Raw genomic sequence first — 11,811 nt, 5'->3', positions numbered from 1 at the left:
ATTTAATATTTTTAAAAAATATATAAAAATAAAATTTAATTATAATATTAATTAAGGATTAATAAGTGAATTTAACAATAAAAAAAATAAAAAAACAAATTTCAAAAAATTTCATAATATTATATATGAAAGGATCTCCTAAAATTCCACTTTGTGGTTTTTCTGCTAAAGTTTCTAAAATAATTTCTACTTATAATATAAAATTTGCATATATAGATGTATTAGATCATCAAGATATTAGATTAGAATTACCAATTTTTTCACAATGGCCTACTTTTCCACAATTATGGATTTCTGGAAAATTAATTGGTGGATGTGATATTGTTACAGAAATGCATAAAAATAATACATTATTTAATCTTTTAAAAAAATAGTATAAAAATTTTTTTAAAAGATTAAAAAATTTTATAAAAAATATAAAAATTTTATTTATTTTTTTTATTTTTTGAAAAAAAAGAAATAGGCCATCCTCCAAATTTTTTCCATTTATTTACTAATTCAGAAAATAATTCAGCAGTACGAAGAGCATCATATAAAGCTGAATGAGCTTCTGAATTATTAAAATTAATTCCAGCTACTATACATGCTTTAGATAAAACAGTTTGACCTAAAAGTATTCCACTTAAAGTTGCAGTATCAAACATTGTAAAAGGATGAAATGGATTATTTTTTATATTTACTCTTGTAATAGCAGCCATTAAAAAACTATGATCAAATGAAGCATTATGAGCAACAACAATTGCTTTATTACATAATTGATTTTTTAATTCTTTATTAATAATTTTAAAAATTTTAGAAATTGCTGTAATTTCTTTTACAGCACCTCTTAATGGATTATTTGGATCTATTTTATTAAATTCTAATGCTTCTTTTTTTAAAAAAGATCCAGAAAAAGGTTTAATATGAAAATGAATTATATTATCTATTGAAATCCATCCATATTTATTCATTTTTATAGTAATTGCTGCTATTTCTAATAATGGATTATTATTTGGATCAAATCCAGCAGTTTCTATATCAATTATAACTGGATAAAATCCTCTAAATCTATTACGAATATTATTTATATTATTTATAATCATATTTAATTTTATGAGAATTATATATATTAATATATTTAAATTAAAGTTTTTGTATAAAAAATTAATAATTTATTAAAATAAATTTATAAAATATTTATTTTTATTAAAATTAAAAAATTATTTATTATAAAAATAAATTAAAATAATTATATGTATAAATATTAAAAATTTAAAAAATAAATAATTTATATATTAAAAAATTATTATTAATTAATAATAATTTTTTAATTATAATAAAATATTTTTAATAAATTTTTATTTTAATTATTTTATATAATTTTAATATTAATTAATTTTATTTTTTTATAAAATTTATAAAATTTTAAATAAATTTTATTTATTAAATATTTTTATAAAATTTTATTTATTTTTTTTAATTAAATTTATAAATTTAATTAAAAATTAAGATCTTTTCATCATTTCAAAAAATTTATCATTTGTTTTACTCATAGATAATTTATTAATTAAAAATTCCATTGCATTAATTTCATTCATTGGATGAATAATTTTTCTTAAAATCCACATTTTTTGTAATTCATTTTGTGTAGAAAGTAATTCTTCTTTACGTGTTCCTGATCTATTATAATCAATAGCTGGAAATACACGTTTTTCAGAAATTTTACGTGAAAGATGTAATTCCATATTACCTGTTCCTTTAAATTCTTCATAAATTACTTCATCCATTTTAGAACCAGTATCAATAAGAGCTGTAGCAATAATTGTTAAACTTCCTCCTTCTTCCATATTTCTTGCTGCACCAAAGAAACGTTTAGGTCTATGTAAAGCATTAGCATCTACTCCTCCAGTTAATACTTTACCAGATGCTGGTACTACTGTATTATATGCACGTGCTAATCTTGTAATAGAATCTAATAAAATAATTACATCTTTTTTATGTTCTACTAATCTTTTAGCTTTTTCTATAACCATTTCAGAAACTTGTACATGCCTAGAAGATGGTTCATCAAAAGTAGAAGCAATTACTTCTCCTTTAACTAATCTATGCATTTCTGTTACTTCTTCTGGACGTTCATCAATCAATAATACCATTAATACACAATCAGGATGATTATATGCAACACTTTGTGCAATATTTTGTAATAAAATAGTTTTTCCTGCTTTTGGTGGAGCAACTATTAATCCTCTTTGTCCTCTACCAATTGGTGATGCAAGATCTAATACTCTTGCAGTTAAATCTTCTGTTGATCCATTACCTCTTTCCATCCTTAATCTAGAATTTGCATGTAAAGGAGTCAAATTTTCAAAAAGTATTTTATTTCTAGAATTTTCTGGTTTATCATAATTTACTTCATTAACTTTAAGTAAAGCAAAATAACGCTCTCCTTCTTTTGGAGGTCTAATTTTCCCAGAAATTGTATCTCCAGTACGTAAATTAAATCTTCTTATTTGACTAGGAGAAACATAAATATCATCTGGTCCAGCTAAATATGAACTATCACTAGATCTAAGAAAACCAAATCCATCTTGAAGAATTTCTAAAACACCATTTCCAAAAATATCTTCTCCAATTTTTGCATGTTGTTTTAAAATAGAAAAAATAATATCTTGTTTACGCATACGAGCAAGATTTTCTTGCCCCATATTTCCGCCGAGAACAATTAATTCAGAAACCGGCATATTTTTTAATTCGGTAAGATTCATAATGGTGGGTTCTTAAACTTGAAGTATATCAAAGTACTAAATATTTTATATATAATTGAGTACAAATAAAGTTTTATTTAAATCATTAAATTAAAAATTAAAAATATATTTAATTTTATAAAAAATAAGCAAATTATTTTATCACATTTGTTTATAAATTTCTAGTATATAAATTTAATTATTTAATAAAAATATTTTATTTTAAATTTTATTTAATATAAAATATTTTTATAAAAATATAATTAAAATTATATATAATAAATAATATACTTCCTTGCACTTTAATACAAATTATATATAATATAATTTTATTTAAAAAAAATATATAATTTTTTTAAAAAAATTAATATTTAATTATTAATTATAAATTATTTTTTATTAAAAAATTTTAAAAATTTTTATTTTTAATAAAATAAATATTATTATATTAATTTTATATAAATTTTAATAAAAAATTAATAATTATTTTATTTTTATATATTTTATATAAAAATAAAATTATAAAAAATTTTAATATAATAATTAATTTTAGGCAATATATGAAACGTACATTTCAACCATCTATTTTAAAAAAAAAAAGAAATCATGGATTTAGAGCTAGAATGAAAACAAAAAATGGAAGAAAAATTTTATCTCGTCGTAGAGCAAAAAAAAGATTTCAATTAACAATATCTACTAAATAAATTTTTTAAAATGTCTAATTTATCTTTTAATAAAAAATTTCGTTTAATTAAAAAAAATTATTTTTTTTTTGTAAAAAATTTAAAATAAAAAAAAATATTTGTATTTATGGAAAAAAAAATAATATTAAAAATCCAAGAATTGGAATTTGTGTTAGTAAAAAATATATTAATAAGTCATTTAATAGAAATAAATTCAAAAGAATAGTAAGAGAAAGTTTTAGAATTAAAAAAAATAATTTACCAAATATGGATTTTATTATTAAAATAAATTCAAAATTAAAAAATATAAAAAATAAACATATATTTAAAATATTAGAAATATTATGGAATCAATATTATTTTTAATAAAAAAAATATTTATTTTTTTTATTAAAATATATCAAATAATTATTAGTCCATTTTTAAAATCTAGATGTATTTTTAATCCAACTTGTTCTCAATATAGTATTGAATCAATTAATAAATTTGGAATAATAAAAGGTTTATATTTAATTTTTCTTAGAATAATTAGATGTAATAGATTTTTTAAATAAAATATTTTATATATAATTTATATAATAAAAAATAGAGAGCTATTATGACAGATTCTCAAAGAAATATTATTTTTATAACAATATTATTTATATTTTTATTAATATGGCAATCTTTTGAATTAAATAATATAAAAAAAAATAAAATTAATGAATCTAAATTATATAATTTATCTAATAATTTTAAAAAAAAAATAAATAAAATAAATAATTTTATTAAAGTAAAAACTGATGTTTTATCTGTATTAATAGATATGAATGGTGGAAATATTAGAGATGTTTTTTTATTAAATTATAAAGATAAAATTGAATCATTAAAACCTATACATTTATTAAAATGTAATAAAAATTTTGTATATAAAGCTAATAGTGAAATAAAAGATATTAGTAATAAAAAAATTAATAATAAATCTAAATTATATCATTCTGAAAAAAAAAATTATGTTCTTAATAAGAAAAAAAATAATTTATTAGTACCAATTAAATATATATCTCCTGATGGAATAATTTATAAAAAAGTTTTTTTATTTAAAAAAAATGACTTTGCAATTCAAGTAAATCATTATATTAATAATAAAAGTAAAAATTCAATAAATGTAAAATTTTTTGGAAAACTTATTCAATCTTATAATTTACCTATAAAAAATAATAAAAAATTAAATAAATTTTCATTACATACATATAGAGGTGCTGCTTATTCTACAGATTTAAATAAATATCAAAAATATAGTTTTGATAATATAAAAAATAATAATTTAAAAATTAAAACAAATAATGGATGGATTGCTATGTTGCAACAATATTTTGCTACAGCATGGATACCATTAAATAGTGGTACTAATACTTTTTATAGTAAATATTATAATAAAAATTATGTATCTATTGGATTTAGATCTTCAACTATAATTATACCTCCAAAATCTTCTTATAAATTTATATCTAAGCTTTGGGTTGGACCAGAAATACAGGAAAAAATGAAAGAAACAGCTCCTTATTTAGATTTAACTGTTGATTATGGATGGTTATGGTTTATTTCTCAACCAATATTTAAATTATTAAAATTTATTAATTATTATGTTAATAATTGGGGTTTATCAATAATATTAATTACTCTAATTATACGAATTATTATGTATCCTTTAACTAAATCTCAATACATATCTATGGCAAAAATAAAAATTTTACATCCAAAATTATTATTTATACGAGAAAAATTTAAAAATGATAAACAAAAACAAAGTCAAGAAATAATTATGTTATATAAAAAAGAAAAAGTTAATCCTCTTGGAGGTTGTTTTCCTTTAATTATTCAAATGCCTATTTTTTTATCATTATATTATGTTCTTTCTAGTTCTATAGAATTGAGACATTCACCTTTTTATTTATGGATATATGATTTATCAGATAAAGATCCTTTATATATTTTACCAATTTTTATGGGTTTAACCATGTTTTTTATTCAAAAAATTTCTCCTTCTACATCTTCTGATCAATCACAAAAAAAAATTATGATGTTTACTCCAATAATTTTTATTTTTTTCTTTCTTTGGTTTCCATCAGGATTAGTGTTATATTATATAGTAAGTAATTTAATAACAATTATACAACAATATATAATTTATAAAAATCTTGATAAAAAAGGTTTAAATTTTTGGAAAAAATAAATTCATATAAAAAATATTTAAATTTATTTAAAATAAATTTAAATATTTTTTAATTTCTTAAAAAAAGAAACATTACTTATGTATAGTAATAAAACTATAGTAGCTATAGCTACTCCTATTGGTAAAGGAGGAGTAGGAATTATTCGTATATCTGGAAATAAAGTAAAAAAAATATCTTTGTTTATTTTAGGAAAAATACCTAAACCTAGATATGCAGAATATTTAACTTTTTTTAAAAAAAAAAAACAAGTTATAGATAAAGGTATAGTATTATTTTTTCCACGTCCTAATTCATTTACTGGAGAAGATATTTTAGAATTTCATTGTCATGGAGGAATAATAGTATTAAATATTTTATTAAAACAAATTTTAAAAATATCTAATACAAGAATTGCTAATCCTGGAGAATTTTCTCTTAGATCTTTTTTAAATAATAAAATTGATTTAATTCAAGCAGAGGCTATTTCTGGTCTTATTGAATCAAATTCAATCCAAGCAGCTAAAGCATCAATTAATTCTTTAAATGGACTTTTTTCTAAAAGAATTTATAAATTAATAAAAAATATTATATCAATGAGAAAATTTATAGAATATATAATTGATTTTCCAGAAGAAAATACAAAAATATTTTCAAAAAAAAAATTTAAAAAATTTCTTAATAAATTAATAAATAAGTTAACTATTCTTATAAAAGATTCATATCAAGGTAAAAAAATTCAAGAAGGAATAAAAATAGTATTAACTGGTAGACCTAATACTGGAAAATCTACATTAATGAATTCTTTATCAGAACATGATACTTCTATAGTAACAAATATTCCTGGTACTACACGTGATATATTACATGAATTTATTTATTTAAATAATGTATGCATTAATATTGTTGATACTGCAGGATTAAGAAAAGTATCTAATATAATAGAATCTATTGGGATAAAAAAATCATGGAAAGAAATTAATAATGCAGATTATTTATTTTTTATAGAAGAAAGTTCTATGTTTTTTAAAAAAAATATTTTTTATTTTAATAAATCTATAAAAAAATTTTTAAAAAAATTTCCAAAAAATATTCCATTAATTATTATTATTAATAAGTCTGATTTAATAAATAAAGATTTTAATATAAAAAAATATAAACAATATACTATTATTATATTATCTGCTAAATCTTCTAAAGATATTAATTTATTAAAAAATTTTTTAAAAAAAAATATACTAAATTCTAATAATTTAGAAGGAGTTTTTTTAGCAAGACAAAGACATATTTCTTTAATAAAAAAATCTTTTAATTGTTTAAAAAATATAGAAAATAAATTCAAAAAAAATATAGAAATTGAATTTTTATCTGAAGAATTAAAAATTGCACAAAAATATTTAAATAAAATTACTGGAAAATTTACTTCAGATAATTTATTAAAAGAAATTTTTTCTAAATTTTGTATTGGAAAATAATTTTATAAAATTTATTTAGAAGACATTTTTAATATTTGTTCTTTAGTTTGATTTTGTATCCATATCATTCTTAACATTATTAAAATAGCTGAAGATGTAAGTCCTATAATAAATCCTATCCAAAAACCACTAGGACCCATAGCTGGACAAATAATATTTGTTAATGCTAATATATATCCAAATGGAAGTCCTAAAAGCCAATAAGATGAAAAAGTAATATAAAATATTGATTTAGTATCTTTATATCCTCTTAAAATTCCATTTCCTATTACTTGCACAGAATCTGATAATTGATATAATGCAGCTAATAACATTAAATGAGAAGCAACAGAAACAACTTCTGGTGTATTATTATATAATAATGCAATTTTTTTTCTCATGATTGCAGTAAATAAAGCTGTACAACATGATAATATTATACCTATAAATAAAGTTGTATGTGCACTTATATGTGCTTCTTCTACTTTTTTTTCTCCTAAACGAAATCCTACTCTAATAGTAGCTGATACTCCAATAGATAAAGGAAGAACAAACATTAATGAACTAAAATTCAGTGCTATTTGATGCCCAGCTACTTCAATTATTCCCAAAGGAGCAATTAATAAAGCTACAAGAGCAAAAAGAGTTACTTCAAAAAATAAAGATAATGCAACAGGAAATCCTAATGATAATAAACGTTTTATAATAATCCAATTTGGTTTAAAAGGAATATTATCAACATATAAATCAGAAAAATATTTTGATTTTTTAGTATAAAATTTCAATAATAAAAACATTATCCAATGTACTGAAGCTGTAGAAATTCCACATCCAACTCCACCAAAAGCATATGTACCAAATTTTCCATAAATTAATATATAATTTATAGAAATATTAATAATAAAACCAAAAAAACCTATTAACATTCCAGGTTTTGTTTGTGATAAACCTTCACATTGAGATCTTAAAACTTGAAAAAAAAGATATCCTGGAGTACCCCATAATAAATATCTTAAAAATAAAATTGCTTTTTTAGACAATTCCTCTTCTATATCTGGCATATAACCTATAATAAATCTACTATTATATAGTAATATCATAATTATAATAGATATACCAATAGATATTATAAAACCTTGTTTTATTTGATTATTAATATATTTTCTTTTATTTGATCCATGCAATTGTGCAATAACTGGAGTTAAAGCCATAATTAAACCATGACCAAAAAGTATCATAGGAAGCCATATAGAAGTACCAACTGCAATTGCAGCCATATCAATTGCACTTACTGATCCAGACATAATTGTATCTACAACTCCCATTGCAGTTTGAGAAAATTGAGAAAAAATTACTGGAATCGCTAAAGAAAGTATTATTTGCGTTTCCTTAAAATATTTTTTCACATTTTTCATTATTAATTACCATTTATATTTAAATATTAATAAATTTATAAAAAATTTTATATTTTAAAAATTTTATTTTTAAAAAAAAATATATATGATTAAATATATATATTTATAAAATAAATTATATCATATATTATATAAATATGTTTAAAAATTGTTTTCATAAAATTTAATTAATTTTTTTATTAAAAAAATATAAGGAATAATATGTTTACAGGAATCATTCAATCAACTAGTAAAATTATTTCAATAAAAAATAAAAAAAATTTTTCTTCATATGAAATTAATATAAAAAAATTTTTATTAAAAAAATTATCTATTGGTGCTTCTATATCAAATAATGGATGTTGTTTAACAGTAACTAATATAAAAGATAAAATTATTAGTTTTGATTTAACAAAAGAAACTTTAACTTTAACAAATTTAGGATTATTAAAAATTGGAGATTTTGTAAATATAGAAAGATCTGCAAAAATTGGAGAAGAAATTGGAGGACATTTATTATCTGGACATATAATTTGTACAGCAATAATAAATAAAATTTTAAATAAAAATAATAATTATATTATATGGTTTAACATTTCTCAAAAAAATATATGTAAATATATTTATTATAAAGGATATATTAGTATAGATGGAATTAGTTTAACAATTAATAATATAAAAAAATCATTATTTTCTGTTTGTTTAATTCCTGAAACTTTAAGAACAACGACATTAGGTAAAAAAAAATGTGGAGATAAAGTTAATATTGAAATAGATTTACAAACTCAAATAATTGTTGATACAGTAGAAAAATTCATTTTATTAAAAAAAAATACTTAAAATAAAATATTTTAAATAAATATTTAAAAAAATTTAATTAAAAAATTAATAATTTTATAATTATAAAATTATTAAAATATTTTTTTATAAAAATTTAATTATAAATTAATTAATTGTTATTAAATAATATTTTTTAAAATTTTATTAAAAATATATTTAAATAATTATTATTTTATAATATATTTAATTAATAAAATTATTATTTTTTTAAATATATAATTTAATTATATATATAATATATAAAATTCATATAAATATATATTATATATAATATTTATATTTAAAATAAAAATAATATAATAAAAAAAATTATTATAATAGGTAAAAATATTCCTAATATTGGAGAAATGTTATAAAATAATATTATATATTCAATTATATGAGTTATTATATAAAATAAAAATCCAAAAAAAATTCCAATAAAAATTCTTATATAAATTTTTTTTTTAACAAAAATAGATCCAATAATAAAAAAAATGTCCATTAATACCATTATAAATATATAAATAGGTGAAAAAATTTTATTCCACATATGTATTTGATATTGAATAGAATTTTGTTTATCTTTATTAAGATATTTTATATAATTATACAATTGATAAATAGAAAGAGATTCTGGTTTTAATAAAACTATATTTAATTTTTTAGAAGTAATTGAAGTTTTTATTTTTTTTAAAAAATATTTTTTATAATAAATTTTTTTTTTATTATTAAATATATATTCTGTAACTTCTGATAAATTCCATATTTTATTAAAAATAATTGCACTTTTCGCATTATATATTCGTATTATTTTTTTATATAAATTTAATTCATATATATGAATATCTCTAAGTTTATTCTTTTCTATTATTTTTTTTATAAAAATAAATTTATTTTTATCTTTAATCCATACACCATCTTTAATAGAAATTATAGAATTGTTATACATCATTTTAGTTCTATATTTTCTTGCTAATTGATCTATAGATGGTGTAATAAATTCATTAATAATCATATTAATAAATATAAGAGGAATAATTACTTTCATAATAGAACGAATTATTTGTATACGACTAAAACCTAATGTTTGCATAATTATTAATTCATTTTTTTTAATAAGAAATCCTAATCCAAACATTGTTGAAATCATAATTGACATTGGAAAAAATATTTGAATATCTTTTGGAATACTTAAAATAGTATATAATCCTGCAGAACTAATAAAATATTTTCCTTTTCCTATTTGTTTTAATTGTTCAATAAATTTAATAATTCCAGATAAAAAAATTAGTACAGATAGTATTATTAAATTAATTTTTAATATTATAGAACATATATATTTTTCTAAAATTAAAAACATAATTAATTTATTTTTTTAAAATTTTTAATATTTTTTTTAAAAAAAATAACTCCATAAATGTTATAAATTAATATAATTAAAAAATATATTATATTAATAATCCAAATTTTTATAATTGGATTATATTTATTTCTAATACCATTAGAATAAAAAGATGATTGTATTATAAAAAATATAAAGTATAAAAATATTAATATTATATTATGTATAATTTTTTTAGAATTATTTTCTTTTAAAGAAACTGGAATAACTAACATTCCCATAATTAAAATTGATAATATTAAAGTAATTCTCCAATTTAATTCTGTTAATATTCTTATATTATTATTACTATTATTCCATAAATTATAAAAATTCATTTGTTTAATATTATTATTTTTTTTATTCATTTTTTTATAATCAAGAAATATAATATATTTTTTAAAATATATAATATAAAAATTTTTAAATTTAGATGATTTTTTATATAATTTACCATTATAAAATATTAAAAATTTTATATTATTAGATTTTTTACATATTTTTATATTTTTAGATATAATTATAAAAGGAAAATTTTTTTTATAATTTTTTATTTGAGCAAAAAAAACATTTTTAAAACAATTATTTTTTATATTATTAATAAATAAAACAGAATTTTTATTTTTTAATGATTGAAATCTACCTCCTATAAAATTATTAATATCAAAATTTAATTTATAATTTAATAAAATTTTATTTTGATAAAAATTTGATAAAGGTGATAATAAATCTAAATTAATTATTTCTAATATAGTAGTAAAAAAAATCAATATTAAAATTGAATAAACAATAATTTTTTTTCCTAAACCACAAGCATAAATAATTATTATTTCATTTTCAGAATACAATTTATTAAAAGTTATTAATATTCCAAGTAATAAACTAAAAGGAAGTATTAATTGAGATATTTCTGGAATATTTAAACTTAATAAAAAAAAAATTATATGAATAGGTATTTCATTATCTACAATTGAACCAAGAATTTTTAATAATTTTTGACAAAAAAATATTACTAAAAGAATGCTAAATATAATACATTGGTTTTTAAATGTTTCTCGTACTAAATATTTAATAATAATCAAAATTATACCTATTTATATTAAAAATAATATATATTTAATTTTTTTAAAAAAAATATATTATATATAATTTTAATATTTTT

General features: G+C 17.3%; 12 protein-coding genes. 7 read left to right on the top strand and 5 right to left on the bottom strand.

Going from position 1 to position 11,811, the window contains the following annotated elements; genetic code table 11:
• The first annotated feature begins 65 nt into the window (after positions 1 to 65).
• Complete coding sequence (grxD, locus tag AB4W47_RS00630; protein ID WP_367670712.1) at positions 66 to 374, top strand: Grx4 family monothiol glutaredoxin; 309 nt, start codon at positions 66 to 68, stop codon at positions 372 to 374.
• 51 nt (positions 375 to 425) lie between these two features.
• Here the strand turns inward: grxD and rnt are convergent, their stop codons facing one another.
• Positions 426 to 1,082: a ribonuclease T gene (gene rnt, locus AB4W47_RS00625; protein ID WP_367670711.1), complete on the bottom strand. Its 657-nt coding sequence runs from the start codon at positions 1,080 to 1,082 to the stop codon at positions 426 to 428.
• A gap of 402 nt (positions 1,083 to 1,484) precedes the next feature.
• Positions 1,485 to 2,744 carry a transcription termination factor Rho gene (gene rho / locus AB4W47_RS00620; protein WP_367670710.1) on the bottom strand — a complete coding sequence of 420 codons (1,260 nt, stop codon included), beginning with the start codon at positions 2,742 to 2,744 and terminating at the stop codon, positions 1,485 to 1,487.
• 539 nt (positions 2,745 to 3,283) lie between these two features.
• Between rho and rpmH the strand changes: the two genes are divergently transcribed.
• The 5 genes from rpmH (at position 3,284) to mnmE (ending at position 7,073) form a co-directional block, all read left to right on the top strand.
• The gene (gene rpmH / locus AB4W47_RS00615; protein WP_367670709.1) at positions 3,284 to 3,427 is read left to right on the top strand and encodes a 50S ribosomal protein L34; all 144 of its coding nucleotides are present in this window, start codon (positions 3,284 to 3,286) and stop codon (positions 3,425 to 3,427) included.
• Positions 3,428 to 3,511: 84 nt separating this feature from the next.
• The gene (rnpA, locus tag AB4W47_RS00610) at positions 3,512 to 3,772 is read left to right on the top strand and encodes a ribonuclease P protein component (protein ID WP_367670771.1); all 261 of its coding nucleotides are present in this window, start codon (positions 3,512 to 3,514) and stop codon (positions 3,770 to 3,772) included.
• On the top strand, positions 3,751 to 3,960 hold the full coding sequence (gene yidD, locus AB4W47_RS00605) for a membrane protein insertion efficiency factor YidD (protein ID WP_367670708.1): 210 nt from the start codon (positions 3,751 to 3,753) through the stop codon (positions 3,958 to 3,960). The genes rnpA and yidD overlap by 22 nt, the downstream gene beginning before the upstream one ends.
• 44 nt (positions 3,961 to 4,004) lie before the next feature.
• Positions 4,005 to 5,621 carry a membrane protein insertase YidC gene (gene yidC / locus AB4W47_RS00600; protein ID WP_367670707.1) on the top strand — a complete coding sequence of 539 codons (1,617 nt, stop codon included), beginning with the start codon at positions 4,005 to 4,007 and terminating at the stop codon, positions 5,619 to 5,621.
• Between the two features lie 78 nt (positions 5,622 to 5,699).
• Entirely contained in the window at positions 5,700 to 7,073 is a 1,374-nt protein-coding gene (gene mnmE, locus AB4W47_RS00595) for a tRNA uridine-5-carboxymethylaminomethyl(34) synthesis GTPase MnmE (protein WP_367670706.1), read from the top strand.
• A gap of 11 nt (positions 7,074 to 7,084) precedes the next feature.
• On the opposite strand, the gene AB4W47_RS00590 is transcribed toward mnmE, so the two are convergent.
• The gene (locus tag AB4W47_RS00590; RefSeq protein ID WP_367670770.1) at positions 7,085 to 8,458 is read right to left on the bottom strand and encodes an MATE family efflux transporter; all 1,374 of its coding nucleotides are present in this window, start codon (positions 8,456 to 8,458) and stop codon (positions 7,085 to 7,087) included.
• A 210-nt stretch (positions 8,459 to 8,668) separates the two neighbouring features.
• Between AB4W47_RS00590 and AB4W47_RS00585 the strand changes: the two genes are divergently transcribed.
• Entirely contained in the window at positions 8,669 to 9,286 is a 618-nt protein-coding gene (locus AB4W47_RS00585; protein WP_367670705.1) for a riboflavin synthase subunit alpha, read from the top strand.
• A gap of 280 nt (positions 9,287 to 9,566) precedes the next feature.
• On the opposite strand, the gene lptG is transcribed toward AB4W47_RS00585, so the two are convergent.
• Positions 9,567 to 10,628 (bottom strand): LPS export ABC transporter permease LptG, encoded by a 1,062-nt coding sequence (lptG, locus tag AB4W47_RS00580; protein WP_367670704.1) that lies wholly within the window; start codon positions 10,626 to 10,628, stop codon positions 9,567 to 9,569.
• Positions 10,629 to 10,630: 2 nt separating this feature from the next.
• A complete protein-coding gene (lptF, locus tag AB4W47_RS00575; protein WP_367670703.1) occupies positions 10,631 to 11,731 on the bottom strand; it encodes an LPS export ABC transporter permease LptF in 1,101 nt (366 codons plus the stop codon).
• Positions 11,732 to 11,811: the final 80 nt, after the last annotated feature.

Source organism: Sodalis-like secondary symbiont of Drepanosiphum platanoidis (assembly GCF_964059955.1).
Classification (GTDB): Bacteria; Pseudomonadota; Gammaproteobacteria; order Enterobacterales; family Enterobacteriaceae.
The sequence above is the reverse complement of the archived record's forward strand: the minus strand, read 5'-3'. Positions and strand labels throughout refer to the sequence as shown.

Bases quoted from the DNA above. Each gene is read 5' to 3' on its own strand.
- rnt (WP_367670711.1), bottom strand. From the start codon at position 1,082: ATGATTATAAATAATATAAATAATATTCGTAATAGATTTAGAGGATTT.
- rho (WP_367670710.1), bottom strand. From the start codon at position 2,744: ATGAATCTTACCGAATTAAAAAATATGCCGGTTTCTGAATTAATTGTT.
- rpmH (WP_367670709.1), top strand. From the start codon at position 3,284: ATGAAACGTACATTTCAACCATCTATTTTAAAAAAAAAAAGAAATCAT.
- yidD (WP_367670708.1), top strand. From the start codon at position 3,751: ATGGAATCAATATTATTTTTAATAAAAAAAATATTTATTTTTTTTATT.
- yidC (WP_367670707.1), top strand. From the start codon at position 4,005: ATGACAGATTCTCAAAGAAATATTATTTTTATAACAATATTATTTATA.
- mnmE (WP_367670706.1), top strand. From the start codon at position 5,700: ATGTATAGTAATAAAACTATAGTAGCTATAGCTACTCCTATTGGTAAA.
- AB4W47_RS00585 (WP_367670705.1), top strand. From the start codon at position 8,669: ATGTTTACAGGAATCATTCAATCAACTAGTAAAATTATTTCAATAAAA.
- lptG (WP_367670704.1), bottom strand. From the start codon at position 10,628: ATGTTTTTAATTTTAGAAAAATATATATGTTCTATAATATTAAAAATT.